Annotated in this window: 12 protein-coding genes and 1 tRNA gene; 9 read left to right on the forward strand and 4 right to left on the reverse strand. The window is 60.4% G+C overall.

Annotation, left to right across the window (positions count from 1 at the left end; genetic code table 11):
• The first annotated feature begins 107 nt into the window (after positions 1–107).
• Positions 108–2042 (forward strand): hybrid sensor histidine kinase/response regulator, encoded by a 1935-nt coding sequence (locus tag LXM96_RS17870; RefSeq protein ID WP_239999925.1) that lies wholly within the window; start codon positions 108–110, stop codon positions 2040–2042.
• An 87-nt stretch (positions 2043–2129) separates the two neighbouring features.
• Here the strand turns inward: LXM96_RS17870 and LXM96_RS17875 are convergent, their stop codons facing one another.
• Together LXM96_RS17875 and LXM96_RS17880 are read right to left on the reverse strand one after the other, a co-directional pair.
• A complete protein-coding gene (locus LXM96_RS17875) occupies positions 2130–2384 on the reverse strand; it encodes a hypothetical protein (RefSeq protein WP_239999926.1) in 255 nt (84 codons plus the stop codon).
• Between the two features lie 222 nt (positions 2385–2606).
• Positions 2607–2680, reverse strand: a tRNA-Cys gene (locus tag LXM96_RS17880).
• 231 nt (positions 2681–2911) lie between these two features.
• Between LXM96_RS17880 and LXM96_RS17885 the strand changes: the two genes are divergently transcribed.
• The 5 genes from LXM96_RS17885 to exoR all read left to right on the forward strand — a co-directional run bounded on the left by LXM96_RS17885 (position 2912) and on the right by exoR (position 10444).
• Positions 2912–3562, forward strand: a complete 651-nt coding sequence (locus LXM96_RS17885; protein ID WP_240000008.1) for a protein-L-isoaspartate O-methyltransferase family protein — start codon at positions 2912–2914, stop codon at positions 3560–3562.
• Between the two features lie 190 nt (positions 3563–3752).
• Positions 3753–4571 (forward strand): DUF2497 domain-containing protein, encoded by an 819-nt coding sequence (locus tag LXM96_RS17890; RefSeq protein WP_239999927.1) that lies wholly within the window; start codon positions 3753–3755, stop codon positions 4569–4571.
• A 117-nt stretch (positions 4572–4688) separates the two neighbouring features.
• Entirely contained in the window at positions 4689–7604 is a 2916-nt protein-coding gene (locus tag LXM96_RS17895) for a valine--tRNA ligase (RefSeq protein WP_239999928.1), read from the forward strand.
• A gap of 341 nt (positions 7605–7945) precedes the next feature.
• A complete protein-coding gene (locus LXM96_RS17900; RefSeq protein ID WP_239999929.1) occupies positions 7946–9199 on the forward strand; it encodes an OmpP1/FadL family transporter in 1254 nt (417 codons plus the stop codon).
• A gap of 450 nt (positions 9200–9649) precedes the next feature.
• Positions 9650–10444, forward strand: coding sequence for an exopolysaccharide production regulator ExoR (gene exoR / locus LXM96_RS17905; RefSeq protein WP_240000009.1), 795 nt, complete (start codon positions 9650–9652; stop codon positions 10442–10444).
• A 16-nt stretch (positions 10445–10460) separates the two neighbouring features.
• Here exoR and xth read toward each other — a convergent pair whose 3' ends face one another.
• Both xth and erpA read right to left on the reverse strand, forming a co-directional pair.
• Positions 10461–11258: an exodeoxyribonuclease III gene (gene xth / locus LXM96_RS17910; protein WP_240000010.1), complete on the reverse strand. Its 798-nt coding sequence runs from the start codon at positions 11256–11258 to the stop codon at positions 10461–10463.
• A 78-nt stretch (positions 11259–11336) separates the two neighbouring features.
• Complete coding sequence (gene erpA / locus LXM96_RS17915) at positions 11337–11669, reverse strand: iron-sulfur cluster insertion protein ErpA (protein WP_239999930.1); 333 nt, start codon at positions 11667–11669, stop codon at positions 11337–11339.
• Positions 11670–11795: 126 nt separating this feature from the next.
• On the opposite strand from erpA, the gene LXM96_RS17920 reads away from it, so the two are divergent.
• The 3 genes from LXM96_RS17920 (at position 11796) to LXM96_RS17930 (ending at position 17977) form a co-directional block, all read left to right on the forward strand.
• The gene (locus LXM96_RS17920; RefSeq protein ID WP_239999931.1) at positions 11796–13013 is read left to right on the forward strand and encodes a deoxyguanosinetriphosphate triphosphohydrolase; all 1218 of its coding nucleotides are present in this window, start codon (positions 11796–11798) and stop codon (positions 13011–13013) included.
• A gap of 56 nt (positions 13014–13069) precedes the next feature.
• On the forward strand, positions 13070–14827 hold the full coding sequence (gene argS, locus LXM96_RS17925) for an arginine--tRNA ligase (protein ID WP_239999932.1): 1758 nt from the start codon (positions 13070–13072) through the stop codon (positions 14825–14827).
• Positions 14828–14893: 66 nt separating this feature from the next.
• Positions 14894–17977: an SPOR domain-containing protein gene (locus LXM96_RS17930; RefSeq protein WP_239999933.1), complete on the forward strand. Its 3084-nt coding sequence runs from the start codon at positions 14894–14896 to the stop codon at positions 17975–17977.
• Positions 17978–18070 lie beyond the last annotated feature (93 nt).

Raw genomic sequence — 18070 nt, forward strand, 5'->3', positions numbered from 1 at the left:
AGCGTCTTTTAGATGCGGTTCGTTTCAGGTATTGCTCATTGTCGCCCTCTTACTACATCCCGCAGCTGAAGTTGATGCAGCCATGGATGCCCGCGGAGGAGGACCTAATGACAGCGAACGTGACGGAGCTAGTCGATCACCCGCTGAACGGGCGGTACCGGTTACTGGTAGATGCCATCACGGATTACGCGATCTACATGCTGGATACCGGCGGCTATGTTAGTAGCTGGAACACCGGAGCCAACCGCTTCAAGGGCTACACTGAAGAAGAGATTTTAGGCGAGCACTTCTCACGATTTTACACCCCGGAGGATCGTGAGGCGGGGATACCCGAGAAGGCGCTTTCAACAGCAGCAGCCACTGGCCGGTTTGAAGCCGAAGGTTGGCGCGTCCGCAAGGACGGAAGGCGCTTCTGGGCGCATGTCATCATTGATGCGATACGGGATCCACACGGGCAGCTGCTCGGCTTCGCCAAGATCACGCGCGACCTTTCCGAGCGGAAGCATGCTGAGGAAACCCTGAGAAAGAGCGAGGAGCAGTTCCGTCTCCTGGTTCAAGGCGTGACCGACTACGCAATTTACATGCTTGATCCGACGGGCAAGGTATCAAGTTGGAACGCTGGCGCTGAGCATATCAAAGGATATGCCCCTGACGAGATCATCGGACAGCACTTCTCTCGTTTCTATACGGAAGAGGATCGGGCGATCGATCTTCCCCGGACAGCGCTGGAAACGGCGGCGAAGGAGGGGCGGTTCGAGAAGGAAGGGTGGCGCGTTCGCAAAGACGGAACCCGGTTTTGGGCCAACGTCATCATCGACGCCATCTACGCCGAGGACGGCTCCGTCCTCGGATTTGCAAAGGTGACGCGGGATATCACTGAGAAGCGGGAGGCACAGGAAGCGCTGCAACTAGCACAGCAGGAACTGTTTCAGGCTCAAAAGATGGAGGCCGTTGGTCAGCTCACTGGCGGCGTAGCGCATGACTTCAATAATCTTTTGATGGCGATCCTTGGGAGCCTGGAAATTGCTCGCAAGAGAGCGCTTGCCGGCCAGAACGTCATTGATCTGATCGACAACGCGATCAAAGGAGCTCAACGCGGGGCTTCGCTGACGCAAAGGCTGCTGGCCTTCTCCCGCAAGCAAGAGCTGAAGCTGGAGGCTGTTGACGTCCCTGACCTAGTAAGAGGCATGGCTGAACTGCTGCAACGCTCCCTGGGGCCGACCGTCGAGATATCTCTCAACTTCCCACTAAAGCTGCCACTAGTGCAGTCTGACCCTAATCAGCTTGCAAGCGCTCTGCTCAATCTCGCGGTCAATGCTCGCGATGCCATGACTGACGGCGGCATGATAACGATCGCAGCCCGTCGACGTTCGCTGCGCAAACGGGAGATATCGGAACTAAAGGAAGGCGACTATGTCTGTCTCTCCGTTACCGACGAGGGAGAAGGAATGGATGCTGAGACCCTTGAGAAAGCCATGACACCGTTCTTCACGACAAAGGGCATCGGCAAGGGCACGGGACTTGGCCTCCCAATGGTTCAGGGCTTGATGGCTCAGTCAGGCGGGAAGCTAAGACTTCGATCAACCAAGGGCGAGGGAACAACCGCCGAACTGTGGCTTCCGCTCGCTGACGTCGTAGAGGAACCGGTGTCGGAGGCGCCCCAGGTGGAACAACCACGCTATGACCGTACATTGACGGTCCTGGCAGTCGATGACGATCCGCTGGTCATCACCAACACGGTATTGATGTTGCAAGACCTTGGCCATGAAGTTGTTCAGGCACACTCTGGCGAGGAAGCACTTCAAAGGCTCAATGAAGATCTGACTTTTGATCTTGTCCTGACGGATTTTTCTATGCCCCGTATGACAGGAGCTCAACTTGCGGAGCAGATTCGGGAGCGGATGCCAGATCTGCCTATAGTACTCGCCACCGGCTACGCAGAGTTAGCAGATGGCTCACCTGGTGCAGAGCTGCCGCGGCTCGCGAAGCCTTTCAGCCAGTCAGAGCTGGAAAAGGCCCTCTTGGCAGCCGTCCCCTACTGACGACCGACAGGGAGCTGGAGGCTCACCAGCTCCTCATCCGTTCGCCGCCCGCACAAGTTCATCCATTGATAAAGTCTGTGGTGCGGCTCATCGCTCCGGTGCCCCATTAGCCCAATCGCCCGCCATGATGGTGGCGTTCTTCTCCCCGCACAAGGTGCACCGGAAGCGGGGCGAAAGCTCCTTCAGGCTCATGTCCTTGCTGACCTGATTGAGATCTTCCCTGGGCATGTCCTTGAGCACACCGCAGCTCCGGCACTCGATCGCAAATTGGCAGTGGTAAGGGATCTGGTAGAGCGCGTAACCCGCGAGGAGCGGAGTAGGGAGGAAGCGACGTTCGGGCATGACGGTTCTCTCTTATTGGGACCGCCGCATCGGCCGAAATTTTGCCCGCCGCCACTCGGGTGGGGGAGAGATGGAGCACGCCGGATCGGGCGTCAATTGGGTGCAAATCAGGAACGCGTTGCCACACCTCGTTTTGGTGTGGCGGAACGGTTCAAGCCCATACTGCCACACCTGTGAAAAGGTAGAGCATATCAGCTACTTACTTAGGTGGTTTGGAAGGGTTGGAGGCCTCGCCCGGAATTGAACCGGGGTACAAGGATTTGCAGTCCTCTGCGTCACCACTCCGCCACGAGGCCATCCGATTGCATAATGCGTGTGGTGACGGGGCGTTTAGAACGAATTGAAAAGGCGCGCAAGGGGAAACGGACGCCTCTTCGACGTTTTCCCTCACAGCAAGTCGACCCCTTGCCAGAGCGTGGTTTTCCGTACAGGGGCCTTTTTGACGAGGAAGCGCCCGCGCGACTTGAAAGCGTCACGGCACCTCATTAAAGACGCTTCAGACAGGTCGAACCGGGACAGCCACGATGATGGATTTCGAAGCAGCACGGACCAAGATGGTCGAACACCAGATCCGTACAACGGATGTGACGTCCCATTCCGTGCTGCAGGCGTTTCTGTCCGTGCCGCGTGAAGAGTTCGTGCCGGCGAAGCTGAAGTCTCTCGCTTATATCGATGATGATCTGGAGATCGGTCCCGGCCGTTATCTGATGGAAGCCTCGCCGCTCGCCAAGCTTCTACAATTGGCGCAGATCACCAAGGACGACCTCGTGCTCGAAATCGGTAGCGGCAGCGGCTATGTTTCCGCGCTCCTGTCGCTTCTCGCTGGCTCAGTCGTGTCGGTGGAATCGGATGAGTCGCTTTCGGGTCAGGCCATCAACAGGCTTTCCGCACTTGGCTACGACAACGTCGCCGTGGTGCAGGGCGAGATGGAGAAAGGGTGTCCTGCCGAGGCACCGTTTGATCTCATCTTTATCAACGGCGCGATCAGCGATGTGCCGCCGGAGCTGCTCGAGCAACTTCGCGATGGCGGCCGGTTGATTGCAATCGTCGGCTACGGCAATGCCGCGCAAGCAAAGCGGCTGGTGAAGGAGCGCGGGTTCATTTCCGAGAGCGACCACTTCAATGCCAGCGTCAAGCCGCTGCCCGGCTTCCGTCGCGAAGAGAGCTTCGTGTTCTGAGCTGCCAGGGATCTGAAGCGTCGCGCGACAACGTCCTGTGTTGCCCGGCAGACTCACTCCCAAACAAATCTGTGGGTTCGCCAACTCGTTGAGGATACTGCAATTGTTTCCCCTCGTGGCGCTGATCTAAACTGTCCCCGATTCGAATGCGATGCACGAACGCTTCGTGTAGCTAGTTGCGGGGAAGAGAATGGCTCAGCCAAATGTAGCGCGTGAACCCTCGATGGAGGAAATCCTGGCGTCAATTCGTCGGATCATCGAGAGCAATGAGCCGCATGCGGAAAACCCGCTGCAGCACCCGCTTCCGCCGGTCTACGCCGAGGATGAAATCGATGACGATGACATTGGAATCGTCGCTGAACTCGCGGCAAACGATCCCGGACAGCCGTACCCAGAGCCTTCCCGCCAGTCTGAAACACACCAGTTCTTCGGTGAACCGCAGCCGGAACGCAGTCTCTCGCTCGCTGATGTGGCGGCCCGCGTTCGCGCCGCAGCTGATCGCCCGCCGGAGCTCCGCTTCGAACCGCGGGTGGAACCCCGCATGGAGGCGCGGTCGGAGCCCGTTGCTGCGCCCGCATCCATGGCGTCCGCGCCGGCCGTGCGTCCGGTTGCCCGTCAGCCGGAGCCCGAACACGGCTACCGGGAGCCGCAGCATTCAGCTCCTGCGCCGGCCCCGCAGCAGGCACGGGTGAGCGAAGTGCCGAAGGCCCCGGAACCCGCGCAGGTAGAGGCGCCGATGATGGTTGAGCCCGCTGAGCCGAAGGCCCTGCCGGCCAAGATCGAGGCGACCGCCATGCTGATGTCGGAAGAGGCCGGTGCCCAGGTGGCACGTTCCTTCGGCGAACTGGCCGCTGCTTTCGACGGCGTACAGAATCGTTCTCTGGAAGATCTGGCTCAGGAAATGCTGCGGCCGATGCTACAGGACTGGCTGGACGACAACCTGCCGACGCTGGTCGAGCGCCTGGTGCGCGAGGAGATCGAGCGCGTGGCCCGCGGCCCGCGCCGCTGAGGCGACCAATCTCTGCGCTTAAAGCCGCTCCGGCGACGGGGCGGCTTTTTTATTGACTCGCTCCTACCGCTCCTATTTACACCCAAGCCATACAAGAACTCAAAAACTGGTCGGAAAATGCTCGACAAAACCTATGATTCCGCCGCCGTTGAACCGAAAATTGCAGCCGCGTGGGACGAAGCGGACGCCTTTCGCGCTGGTGCCAATGCAGAGCCCGGCGCCGAGACTTTCACGATTGTTATCCCACCACCAAACGTGACCGGCTCGCTGCACATGGGCCATGCGCTCAACAACACGCTGCAGGACATCATGGTGCGCTTCGAGCGCATGCGCGGCAAGGACGTGCTGTGGCAGCCCGGCATGGACCATGCCGGCATCGCGACGCAGATGGTGGTCGAGCGCCAGCTTGCGGAGCGACAGCTGCCGGGACGCCGTGAGTTGGGCCGCGAAGCTTTCATCGACAAGGTCTGGGAATGGAAGGAAGAGTCCGGCGGGCTGATCTTCAACCAATTGAAGCGGCTCGGTGCGTCCTGTGACTGGTCGCGCGAACGCTTCACCATGGACGACGGCCTGTCGCAGGCGGTTCTTGAAGTCTTCGTAACGCTTTACAAGCAGGGGCTCATCTATCGTGGTAAGCGCCTGGTCAACTGGGACCCAAAGTTCGAGACGGCCATTTCTGACATCGAGGTGGAGAACCGCGAGACCGACGGCCACATGTGGCACTTTAAATATCCCTTGGCCGGCGGGGAGACCTATACCTATGTCGAGAAGGACGCCGAGGGTAACGTCGTCCTTCAGGAAGAGCGGAATTACATCGCAATTGCGACGACGCGTCCGGAAACCATGCTGGGTGATGGCGCGGTTGCCGTACATCCCTCCGACGAACGGTATGCGCCGATCGTCGGCAAGCTCTGCGAGATCCCGGTCGGCCCGAAGGAGCATCGCCGCCTGATCCCGATCATCACCGACGAATATCCCGATCCGACCTTCGGCTCCGGTGCGGTCAAGATCACCGGCGCGCATGACTTCAACGACTATCAGGTCGCAAAGCGCAACAGCATCCCGCTCTACCGGCTGATGGACACCCAGGCGCGCCTGCGCGAAGACGGCGAACGCTATGCGCTCTGCGCCGCGCAGGCGCTGCAGATCGCCCGGTCCGGCGAACTGCCGACCGAGTCTGAGGTCGACGACATCAACCTGGTGCCGGACGAATATCGTGGGCTCGACCGTTACGACGCACGCAAGCGGATCGTGGATGCCATCAATGCGGAGGGTCTGGCTGTCACGGTCAAGGACGCCGAGGGCAACGACATCCCTTACGTTGAAAATAAGAAGATCATGCAGCCCTTCGGCGACCGCTCCAACGTGGTCATCGAGCCCATGCTGACCGACCAGTGGTTTGTCGACGCCGAGACGCTGGCCAAGCCCGCCTTGGCTGCCGTTCGCGAAGGCCGCACCAACTTCGTGCCGAAGAACTGGGAAAAGACCTATTTCGAGTGGATGGAGAACATCCAGCCGTGGTGCATCTCGCGCCAACTCTGGTGGGGCCACCAGATCCCCGCCTGGTATGGGCCGGACGGCCAGGTCTTCGTCGAAAAGACGGAAGAGGACGCTCTGCATGCGGCCATCCAGCACTACATCGCCCATGAAGGCCCGATGAAGGCCTATGTAGAGGACCTGCTCGAAAACTTCCGCCCAGGCGAAATCCTGACCCGCGACGAGGACGTTCTCGACACCTGGTTCTCCTCGGCTCTGTGGCCGTTTTCGACGCTGGGTTGGCCCGAGCAGACGAAGGAACTAGAGAAGTATTACCCCACCAGCGTGCTGGTGACCGGCTTCGACATCATCTTCTTCTGGGTTGCCCGGATGATGATGATGGGTCTGCACTTCATGAAGGACGAGGTCGGCAACCCGGTCGCACCCTTCCACACCGTCTATGTGCATGCGTTGGTCCGCGACAAGAACGGCCAGAAGATGTCGAAGTCGAAGGGCAACGTCATCGACCCGCTGGAACTGATCGACGAATACGGCGCCGATGCGCTCCGCTTTACGCTGGCCATCATGGCGGCGCAGGGGAGGGACGTGAAGCTCGATCCCGCCCGCATTGCCGGCTACCGCAACTTCGGCACCAAGCTCTGGAACGCGACGCGCTTTGCCGAGATGAACGGTGTCGAACGCGATGCGCATTTCATCCCCGAAACGACGACCCTTGCCATCAACCGCTGGATCCTCACCGAGCTTGCGCGCACCATCCGCGAGGTTACCGAAGCCATCGAAGGCCAGCGCTTCAACGACGCTGCCGGAGCGCTGTATCGCTTTGTCTGGAACCAGTTCTGCGACTGGTATCTGGAACTGCTGAAGCCGGTCTTTGCCGGCGAGGACGAGAGGGCAAAGGCGGAAGCGCAGGCATGCGCCGCCTATGTTCTGGAGGAGACCTACAAGCTTCTCCACCCGTTCATGCCGTTCATGACGGAAGAGCTTTGGTCGCACACCGCGTCCCGGGGGACTCTGCTCTGCCACGCCGACTGGCCGCGTCCCGAGTTTTCGGACGACGCAGCAGCCGCCGACATCAACTGGCTGATCGATCTTGTCTCAGGACTTCGTTCCGCTCGTGCGGAAATGAATGTACCGCCTTCTGCGATCGCACCGCTGGTGGTGGTCGGGGCGAACGACATCACGACGAGCCGGCTGAAACGCCACGATGCCGCGATCCGCAGACTGGCACGCGTCGAAAGCATCACCACAACGGACACGGCGCCCAAAGGGGCCGCCCAGGTGGTGGTTGGCGAAGCGATCGCCTGCCTGCCGCTTGGCAACCTAATCGATCTCGTGGCGGAAAAGGCGCGCATTGAAAAGGCAATCGGCAAGGCCGAAGCCGATAGGGACCGTGTCGCGAAGAAGCTCGCCAATGACAAATTCGTGCAGAACGCCGATCCTGAAGTGGTGGCGGCCGAGCGCGAGCGTTACGCCGAACTGGAAGTGCAACTGACGGCACTGCGGACGGCGGCACAAAGAATCGCCGAAGCAGGCTGAAACCCCGTTCACCCGCAAGATGCCCGTCGCGAGCTGCGCGGCCGCTTTTTGGTGGATTCTTTAGGCTTAAAGGGGTGCCGGTTCCGCCCTCTCCAATCGTGCGCCGCAATGTTGCCGCAATGTCACATGGGTCGTTGAGATTGGAAAAGTTTTCCACTTTATGAGCGGCGTGACTTGGGAGCCGGGATTTTATTCTAATCTTAGGCCTTAAGATTGGTGCTGCAGAGGGCGCTACGTAAACTTGTGCCGATCTGATCGAGGTTATACGCGTGACCTCTAAAGTTGTCATTTACCTTGAACCTTCTACACTTCCATCAGTGCATACCGGGAGGTGGGAACGAATGAAGAAGACGGTTATTTCCAAAGGCATTTTGGCGCTTGCGGCAGCAGCAGGTCTCGGGTCGACAGCGATGGCGGGTGGACTAGAGCGGGGCGGCTACAACATCGACTTGCTGTTCGACCCGGGCCGGTTCGCTGCTGAATCCACTGCGACCTACGTTATGCCGCAGCGGAAGCTGAAGAATGTCGTCGATACTAACCCTCTTAATGGAAACCTCAACACCACGCCAGGATATGACGATTCTGCCGACGACAGCGAGAACTACTGGTCCCCACGCATTGGGGCGAAAGCAGGGTTTGGCGACGCGGACTGCATGTTCGATTATTCGCAGCCATATGGCGCACATACAAAGCCAGGTGATGATTGGGCTGGCGCCAACGAGAACATCGAGACCAAGGTCAACAGCGATAACTATGCGCTCACCTGCTCTTATAGTATGGACGCAGGCCCAGGACAGTTCCGGGTGATCGGCGGTGTAAACTATCTCGAGATGGACGGGTTCAAAGAACGACTGGTTATTTCTCCGGAGCAGATAACGGCACTCACAGGGGGCTTTTTCAGCGGCAGCGGTGTTGGTCGTCTCGATTTGGAAGGTGACGGTTGGGGATGGCGAGCCGGCGTCGCTTACGAGATTCCTGAGTATGCTTTGCGTGCTAGCCTCATGTACTATAGCCAGGTAAAGCTCGGCGACATTACTGGAACCGTTGATTTGACGGGTATTCCAGCGGTCCTTGGCGGTGCTATTCCTGGGGCCGGCACGGTGATCCCGGTTGAGGGCTCCACTGCAATGCCCGACGCACTAGAACTCAAACTGCAATCCGGCATCGCTCCAGATTGGCTTGCCTTCGGCTCAGTGAAGTGGACAGACTGGAGCCAGTTGCAGCGTATCGTGTTCTACAACAACGGCACAGAGGTTACCTCCCTCGACCTCGGTTACCGCGACGGCTGGACAGTGACCGGCGGTGTAGGCCACAAGTTCAACGAACAGTGGAGCGGAGCAGTCAGCGTCACCTGGGATCGCGGCACCTCACAAGATTTCGGGGTTCAATCCGATACCTGGTTGTTGACCACTGGCTTGGCTTACACGCCCCGCGAAAACGTCGAGTTCCGCTTAGCCGGTGTCATTGGCATTCTCACAAGCGGCGAGTCCACGAGCTCGACGATCGACGGCGTTCCTGTCAGCGACGAGGCTGACTACGAGTACGACAGCGACCTCGTTACGGCGCTCTCCGCGTCGATGCGCGTCCGTTTTTGATCAGCCGTGGTCTATGAAAAAAAAGCCCGGTTTTGCCGGGCTTTTTTGTGGGCGGCGCGGGGCCTCTCTCCTCGGCCACTACAACCTTGTGACGATTTAGCAACATCTCAACATTAGACTCTCCGGCACCGGGAAAGCGGCCCGGAATGTCCATTTCCCGCCACAAACGGGGAGCAGCGATAGGGGCGAAAGAGGCGGGCTGCGGGGGCAGGTCGCCTGAGTTGGAGTATCATGGGCGGGAATGTGTTGCGAAAGCTAGGGGTTGCGCTTGCCAAGGGGATGCGTCGATCGGAAATGGAGCTCTTCTCCGCTCCAAGGCGGTGGGTCCCAGTCTTGCCGAAATGGTTGATTAAGGTCTCTTCAAGTTATCGCTTTATTCATCCGGCTGGACCGCAGCTGGGTGATCTGCATCGGCCATGCGTTGGCATAGCGACAGGAAGAGCCTGAGTGATGTTGATGTCTGGTAAAGGATCCATGAGAGTATTGCTTCTGGGGGCGTGCGTCGCCTCCGTCATGGCCGGTTCTGCTGCAGCCTTCGACATGAACGCAGGCGTGACGAGGGAGTCCGGCCCGTTCGATCTCTTCAAGTTCGGCTTCAAGGCCTACAGGAACGGCCAGAAGGAAGATGCGGTCGAAGCCTATCGTTATGCCGCGGAAAAAGGTCACACGGGCTCCCGCTGGGCGCTCGCCAACATGTATGCGTATGGCGATGGCGTCGCGAAAGACGATTTTGAAGCCTTCAAGATCTACAACGAGATCGCGGCCGCAGGAATCGAGCCAGGTTCGGAAGACACCGGCTTCTTCATCAATGCCCTTCTGTCGCTCGCGGGCTATTATCGAGACGGCATTTCCGGCAGCCCGGTGAAACCTGATCTTTCGCAGGCGCGTCAGCTTTATTTTCAGGCGGCTTCAGCGTTCGGCGTGGCCGAGGCTCAATTCCAGCTCGGCAAGATGATCCTGGCGGGCGAGGGGGGAGCGCGCAATGTTCATCAGGCCAAGAAGTGGCTGAACCAGGCCCGCAAGAGCGGCCATGCCGGCGCGATGGCCGTGTTCGGCGATGTCCTGTTCCAAGAAGGGCAGACGGTCCGCGGTCTGGCCTTTCTCACTGCGGCGCTCGATCATTGTGGACCAAAGGACTGCGGGTGGATGCAACTGCTCCAGGAGCAGGCTTTCTCCGTCGCCAATGAAGAAGAACGCCGTGTGGCGGTGGCCCTTTCGCAGGACCTGACGCACGCCGTAGAATGACGGTCGGGTGAGGCGATCAGGCCGCAGCCTGGAAGTCGAAGATCGCGGTCATCGGCACATGGTCCGAGGGCTTTTCCCATCCGCGCACATGCTTCTCGATCGACGTTGAGCGGAGCTTGTCGGCCGCTTCCGGCGACAACAGCATGTGATCGATGCGGATGCCGTTGTTCTTCTGCCAGGCGCCGGCCTGATAGTCCCAGAACGTATAAAGCTTGATCGCATCGTTCGTTGCGCGGACAGCCTCTGTGAGACCGAGGGTTTCGAGCCGGCGGAAGGCAGCGCGCGTTTCGGGCAGGAAGAGCGCATCGGTCGCCCAGGCGGCCGGGTCGACGCAGTCGTGCGGCTCGGGGATGACGTTGTAGTCGCCAGCGAGAATCAGCGGCTCCTCCAGAGCAAGGCAATTTTCCGCATGGAGACGCAGCCGTTCCATCCATCGAAGCTTGTAAGGGTATTTCACCGGATCGTCCGCCGGATTTCCATTCGGCAGGTAGATCGAGGCGACACGGACGGCGCCACCCTCGACTGAAAAGATGCCTTCGATATAGCGGGCCTGATCGTCCCCATCACCCTCGGGCAGGCCACGGATCACTTCGTCCGGGCGGATTTTCGACAGGAGCGCCACCCCATTGAAGCCCTTCTGGCCATGGGTCTCCACATGATAACCGAGCGCTTCGATCTCCAGGCGCGGAAAATTTTCGTCGACCGACTTTATCTCCTGCAGGCAGACGATGTCAGGAGAGGAATCACTCAGCCACTGGCGCAGATTGTCGATCCGCGCCTTCACACCGTTGATATTCCAGGTGGCGATCTTCATCGGCATGACCTTCCCTCGTTCGGTCATTCTCTTTTAGCGAACGACGCGCCTTTGGGAAGCGTGATCTGACGGGGAGTGTCAGATGGAGAAGCTGGTGCCACAGCCGCAGCTTGCCACCGCATTCGGGTTCTTGATCTGGAACGACTGCCCGAGGAGGTTGTCGACGAAGTCGATTTCCGACCCCTCCATGTAAACGAGGGAAAGGCTGTCGATCAGAACCTTCGCGTCGCCATTGGCGATGACCACGTCGTCCGCGGCTGGCGATTCCGCGAGATCAAATTTGTAGGAGAAGCCGGAGCATCCGCCGCCCTCGACTGAAACCCGCAGCGCCTGCTTTCCTGCGTCGCTCGCAACGATTTCGGAAATGCGCTTTGCCGCAGCGTCCGAAAGGGTGACATTGGGAATCGTCATGTCGTCTCCTGCCGAGGTCAAGGCTCGGGAAAGGTTGTTGGTCTCGGCTGTGGTGCCGCATTGCACTATAGGTATGAAGCCTTAAATGGCTCGTCAATGGCGGGGCAAGCAGGAGGCCGGGCAGGTATGACGATCAATGAAAAGGCGCTTGGCTTCGGCGGCGGCGAAAAGGCACCGTTCGCGGCCAATCCCTGGGCATCCCGAGGTAGGCTCTTTCCCGAAGGCGGAAGCCTGACGCGCTCCGAGTTCCAGCGCGACCGCGACCGCATCGTTCACGCGACGGCCTTCCGCAGGCTAAAGCATAAGACCCAGGTCTTCATCAGCCCCGACAAGGACCATTTCCGTACGCGGCTGACCCACACGATCGAGGTTGCCCAGATTGCGAGGGCGCTGGCGCGGGCCCTGAAGCTCGACGAGGATCTCGCCGAAGGTGTGGCCCTGGTGCATGACTTTGGGCACACGCCTTTCGGTCACACAGGCGAAGATGCGCTGGACGAGGTGCTGAAGCCCTATGGCGGATTTGACCACAACGCGCAGTCGCTGCGGATCGTGACCAAGCTGGAACGCCGCTATGCTGATTTCGACGGACTGAACCTTACCTGGGAGACCCTGGAAGGGCTGGTCAAGCACAACGGCCCGCTGCTGACGCCGGAGGGCGAGGGGACGCGGGGCCCCGTGCCGCAACCTGTCCGCGACTATTGCCAGCTTAATGACCTGGAATTGGACAGCTACGCGAGCCTTGAGGCGCAGGTGGCGGCCGTTGCCGATGACATCGCCTACAACACACATGACATCGACGATGGCCTTCGGGCCGGCTACCTTACCTTCGAGATGTTGGAGGAAGTGCCGTTTCTCGCCGACCTGATGGGGGAAGTGCGCGAGCGTTATCCGCATCTGGAGCCAAGCCGTTTTACCCACGAGATGATGCGGCGGCAGATCACCCGGATGGTCGAGGATGTCATCGGCTGCGCGCAACGCAACCTGGAAGAGGTCCGGCCCCAATCCTGCGCAGACGTGCGCGCCTGTGGTCGCGTCATGGCCACCTTCTCGGCGGACATGGCGGAAACCGACCGGCAGATCAAGACGCTGCTGTTCAGGCACATTTATCGTCATCCGGAAATTATGCGCATCCGCGAAGGTGCAGCGCAGATCGTCACAGACCTCTTCACGGCCTACCTCGAGGAACCAACCCTGATGCGCAGCCACTATTGGGTGGAGCATATTGCTGGTCTTTCGCAACCGGCACGCGCTCGGCATGTCGGAGATTATCTTGCTGGGATGACTGATTCCTATGCCCTGCGCGCCCACGGCGAGTTGTTTGACCGGACTCCGGATTTGCGTTAGGCAGCGCGCAATTTGCAACGGCGTTACGAAAGCCTGTTTTGCGCGGGATTGATCATATGAACCTGTTTGCCGACTTCGGGACACGAATTGAGAACGCGCTCGAAACTATCGACCTGATCCGCGAAAAGCGCGCAGAGGTCGATTTCAGCCGCATTACCGTGGAGCCGCCGCGTGACCCAAGTCATGGCGACGTCGCGACGAATGCAGCCATGGTTCTGGCCAAGCCGTTGGGCACCAATCCCCGCGCGCTGGCGGAACTGATCGTCGGGCGCCTAAAGGAGGAGCCTGACGTCGTGGACGTCTCGGTCGCGGGACCCGGCTTCATCAACATCCGTATCGGCAAGGCTTATTGGCAGCGTCTGCTCGCTTCGATCATCGACGCGGGCGAGGACTTCGGTCGCTCGACCTTCGGGGCTGGGCGCAAGACCAACGTCGAATACGTCTCTGCCAATCCTACCGGTCCGATGCATGTCGGCCACTGCCGCGGCGCCGTCGTAGGCGATGCATTGGCAAACCTCCTTGCCTTTGCCGGCTATGAGGTGACCAAGGAGTATTACATCAACGATGCGGGCAGCCAGATTGATGTACTGGCGCGCTCCGTCTTCCTGCGCTACCGGGAAGCCTTGGGCGAGGACGTCGGCGAGATTCCCTCCGGCCTCTATCCGGGCGATTATCTCGTACCGGTCGGCAAGGCGCTGGCGGACGAGTTCGGCACGCGGCTGCACAATATGCCTGAAGAGGAGTGGATGCCGCTCGTCAAGGATCGTGCCATCGACGCGATGATGACGATGATCCGCGAGGATCTGGAGGCGCTTAACGTCCGCCACGACGTCTTCTACTCGGAACGTCAATTACATGCCGACGGTGCTCAGCGAATCCGCGCTGCCATCAACGACCTGACCTTCAAGGGACACGTCTACCGCGGTGCCCTTCCGCCGCCGAAGGGGCAGGTCCCCGAGGACTGGGAAGATCGTGAGCAGACGCTGTTCAGGTCCACGGAAGTGGGGGACGATATCGACCGACCGCTGATCAAGTCCGACGGCAGCTACACGTACTTTGCGGCCGACGTTGCTTACTTCAAGGACAAGTTCGACCGCGGCTATGACGAGATGATCTATGTGCTTGGCGCCGACCACGGCGGCTACGTCAAGCGCCTTGAGGCGCTGGCGCGCGCGATCTCCGGCGGCAGTGTGAAGCTGACGGTGCTGCTTTGCCAACTGGTCAAGCTCTACCGCAACGGCGAGCCGGTAAAGATGTCGAAGCGCTCCGGAGACTTCGTCACCCTTCGCGAAGTTGTCGATGAGGTGGGACGTGATTCGGTGCGGTTCATGATGCTCTACCGCAAGAGTTCAGAACCGCTGGACTTCGACTTTGCCAAGGTCACGGAGCAGTCGAAGGACAATCCGGTCTTCTACGTCCAGTACGCGCACGCCCGCTGCATGTCGGTTTTCCGCCAGGCTCGGGAAGCCTTTCCTGATGTTGATGTTGATTCTCTTGATCTTTCGGGAATGGCTCCGAGCATCGTTGACGACAACGAGATCCAGTTGATCGCAAAGCTCTCCGAATATCCCCGCGTTATTGAGGCCGCGGCACAGTCGCAGGAGCCCCATAGACTTGCATTTTACCTCTACGATCTGGCAAGCTTCTTCCATGCCCACTGGAATAAGGGCAAGGATCAGCCTGAATTACGGTTTGTTAACGTTAAGAACCGAGAATTGAGTATTGCCAGGCTTGGGCTGGTGCGTGCTGTAGCCTCTGTTCTGAAGTCGGGATTGGCCATTACTGGCACTGCCGCACCGGACGAGATGCGGTAGCGCCGCCACCATTTGCCCACAAAGCACTGGCAATGCCCGAGTAAGTGTAGGTGGGTGGACGAGGGAATGGCAGACGATAACCTTGCGCGTAACCGGAATGACGCTCCGGACTTCTTCGCCGATGGCGATCCCTTGGCAGAGCTCGCCCGTATTGTCGGGTACGATGAGCGTCTGGTGCCGAAGGCGCCTGTTGCCGAACGTCGTGAACCCGCCTTCAATCTGGAAGACGAGCTTCTCCGCGAGTTCGAGCGCTATGAGGCGCCGCGTCCACATCAGCCGGAGCTCGTGGCCGAAGGCGTCGCGCCCGAGATTGATGCCTTTCAGGGAGCCGCGACTGCCGATCTGGACATTGAGCTGTCTGATGACGCCTTCGACGTCAGTCGGAGAAGTGAGCTGTCGGATGACGTTGCAGGCTCTGGGCGTGCAAGCCCGATAGCCGTCGAAGCTGCTCTCCACCGGGACCACGAATCACTGCTTGCGCAGGGGCAGGAGGAAGCCGAGCATTCCTCGGCGGCGGAGCAGGAAATACAGGCGCCTGAAGGCCAGGCGCAATGGGAACGTGAGCCCGTGTCCGCCGTCACGGGTGCAGGCAACCCGGTCGATGCGGAGCTTGTCTCTGCCTATGCTCCTGACGGAGAGGACGGGGCACCGGTGGTTGACTGGGTGCAGGGCGATGAACCGCCGCCGCCACTCGATCTTTCGGATGAACTGGAACTTGCGCTCGGGGCGGGCGAGGCGCCTGCCTTTGGAGCCGACGTGCGCCGGGAGCGGAAGCCGATCTACACGCCCACCTTTCGGATGCCGCTTGCGAATTTTCATCCGACCGTTGAGCCCCAAGGCGCCGTTGCAGCGCCTCAGGAGCCGCGGATGCTGGACCGATCCGACTTCGCATCCCTGGTTGCTGATGCGCCTCCCGCTGTGTCGTCGTCAGATCAAGCCGATCAGGTGGATCCGGCTGCAATAGACCCGCTGCCGGACGAACAGGCTGTAGCCGACCTCGAGGTCCCGGTCTCGCTGGATTTTACCAGCCGCTCACATCCAGACGATTTTGGTGGTGACGCCTTGGTTCCTGAGGCTTCGACGGAGCCGGTTGCTGCTGAGCCTTCGATGCGCAATGTACGGCCCGACTCGTTCTTCGCGGTTGAGTCGAAAGATCCAGTCGTATCGGAGCCGCGCTTCGAGCTTCCCGTCGCTCTGGAGGGCGATCCGTTCGAACTGAATGCTTCAGGCCCGTCGCCCGACGCCACCGTCGCTGCTGCCACGCCGGCTGAACCTATCTCGGATGACGAGTTCGAGCTCGCGCTGGACGATCTCGAGCTCGATCTGACGGACATTCTGCTCGAAGAACACCGTGCTTCCGGCACGGAGCAGCCTCCGGTTGCGGCACCGCCTGCTGTTGCATCACTCGCTCAGCCCGAGCCGACGCGGGTGACCGCGTCCTGGTCGCCGATAGCGCGTGTCGTTCCGACCATGGCCGTTACGCCGGCGCCTGGCGCAGTGCCCGCGCAGGTGCAGTTGCCAGCCGAAGCGGCGGCGGCGCCGTCATGGTCAACCTCTGAGCAGCCTGGTTCCCGTGTCGTTGACGCCGAACAGAGCGGCAGCCTTGCCTTCGATCCCGCTCTGATCGCTGACACGGAGGATCAGCCGGAACCTGTCGTGGGCCTCGATGTCCCGGATCTCTCCCTCGAGGAGCAGGAGGCGGCGCCGGAGTATCGGAGCGACGACGACTACGATATCGACGCCGAGCTTGCTTCGCTGCTGCAGCCGGCTGCATTAGGGCTCGCGGACCAGGCCGATGACGCCGAACAGGTGGCCTCCGCCCAACCTCAGCAGCAGCCCATCTCCCCAGGCTATCTTGATCTCGATGATTTCGAGCGTGCGCTTGAGGAGGATTTCCGCCGGAGTTTGACGACGCCGCTGCCGCAGCAGTCTCGCCTCGATCCCAATATGGCTTACAACGCGCAGACGAGCGGTGACGGCTCGCGCAGGTCCTTTGCTGCCCTTGCTCTGCCTCTGGCAATTGCCGGCGTCGTCGTTGCAGGGGGCTCCATTGCCTACGCGCTGTTCGGCGGCGAAAACAGTTCGATTGCCTCCAGCGGAGAGCCGATCATCATTGCAGCCGACACCGATCCCGTGAAGGTGCTGCCGAAGGATCCCGGCGGCAAGACCGTTCCCAATCAGGACAAGGCCGTCTACGACCGCGTCGCAGGACAGGTTCCCGAGGCTCCCAAGCAGGAGGCATTGATCTCGACGAACGAAGAGCCCGTCGACGTCGTGCAGAAAACCCTGATGACCGACCAGCTTCCTCTCGAAGGTGAAGAGGTGGCTGATGCTGGAGACGTCGTGTCGAGCGGCGTCGCCCAAGAGGACCGACTCATGCCGAACGGCGACGAGGCGACGATGCCGGCGGAGACTGCGCAGCAGCCCGTTGCCATCATGCCGCGTCGCGTGAAGACGATGGTTGTTCGCCCCGACGGGACGCTCGTCGAGCAGGAAGTCGCTACGGCGCCTGCCCCGATGTTGCCCGAAGCCATGCCTGGCGATGCTCAGAAGGCGCCGGCTGCATCGGTCAAGAGCGTCGAGGTCGCCTCGATCCCTGACACGCCTGCGGCTCCTTCGACGGCTGCTCCGGTAGGGCAGGGCGGGATCGTGCCCGTTTCGGCTGATGCCTCTGCTACGACACCTGAGCCGGTGGCCGGTGTCGATGCGACAGTGCCAGAGGCAACCGCACAGGCTGCGATCGCTGCACCGGTTCCCATCGCACGTCCGGCCCAGCAGGCGGCCAACGTGGTGGCGGCCGTAAGCGATCAGGGCAGGGTCCAGGCGGCGCCTGCCGCTCCTGTGGATGCGCCTGCAGCTGGCGCAGTGGCGCCGGTTGCCCCGACCGAAGTCGCCTCGGTGTCACCCGGCGGCTATGTCATCCAGATAGCATCCTTGCCGACTGCGGCCGATGCCGAAAAGTCTTACAAGAACCTCTCCGCGAAGTTCGGGTCCGTCATCGGCGGTCGCGGGGTGGACATTCGGGAGGCGGTAATTGCGGGCAAGGGCACCTTCTATCGGGTGCGCATCCCGGCGGGCAGCAAGGCCGACGCAGTCGCGCTCTGCGAGAGCTACCGTGCCGCGGGCGGAAGCTGCCTGGTGGCGAAATAACCGAACCAGGGACGAAAACTGAAGCGGGGCCGGAAGGCCCCGTTTTCGTTTCCGACGAGAACGCATCGCCTTTACAGCGTGTCGCGCCTATCA

Source organism: Rhizobium halophilum (assembly GCF_021648825.1).
Lineage (GTDB): Bacteria > Pseudomonadota > Alphaproteobacteria > Rhizobiales > Rhizobiaceae > Neorhizobium > Neorhizobium halophilum.

Bases quoted from the DNA above. Each gene is read 5' to 3' on its own strand.
- LXM96_RS17890 (WP_239999927.1), top strand. From the start codon at position 3,753: ATGGCTCAGCCAAATGTAGCGCGTGAACCCTCGATGGAGGAAATCCTG.
- argS (WP_239999932.1), top strand. From the start codon at position 13,070: ATGAACCTGTTTGCCGACTTCGGGACACGAATTGAGAACGCGCTCGAA.
- LXM96_RS17875 (WP_239999926.1), bottom strand. From the start codon at position 2,384: ATGCCCGAACGTCGCTTCCTCCCTACTCCGCTCCTCGCGGGTTACGCG.
- LXM96_RS17870 (WP_239999925.1), top strand. From the start codon at position 108: ATGACAGCGAACGTGACGGAGCTAGTCGATCACCCGCTGAACGGGCGG.
- LXM96_RS17895 (WP_239999928.1), top strand. From the start codon at position 4,689: ATGCTCGACAAAACCTATGATTCCGCCGCCGTTGAACCGAAAATTGCA.
- LXM96_RS17930 (WP_239999933.1), top strand. From the start codon at position 14,894: ATGGCAGACGATAACCTTGCGCGTAACCGGAATGACGCTCCGGACTTC.
- LXM96_RS17900 (WP_239999929.1), top strand. From the start codon at position 7,946: ATGAAGAAGACGGTTATTTCCAAAGGCATTTTGGCGCTTGCGGCAGCA.
- LXM96_RS17920 (WP_239999931.1), top strand. From the start codon at position 11,796: ATGACGATCAATGAAAAGGCGCTTGGCTTCGGCGGCGGCGAAAAGGCA.
- exoR (WP_240000009.1), top strand. From the start codon at position 9,650: ATGTTGATGTCTGGTAAAGGATCCATGAGAGTATTGCTTCTGGGGGCG.
- erpA (WP_239999930.1), bottom strand. From the start codon at position 11,669: ATGACGATTCCCAATGTCACCCTTTCGGACGCTGCGGCAAAGCGCATT.
- xth (WP_240000010.1), bottom strand. From the start codon at position 11,258: ATGAAGATCGCCACCTGGAATATCAACGGTGTGAAGGCGCGGATCGAC.
- LXM96_RS17885 (WP_240000008.1), top strand. From the start codon at position 2,912: ATGGATTTCGAAGCAGCACGGACCAAGATGGTCGAACACCAGATCCGT.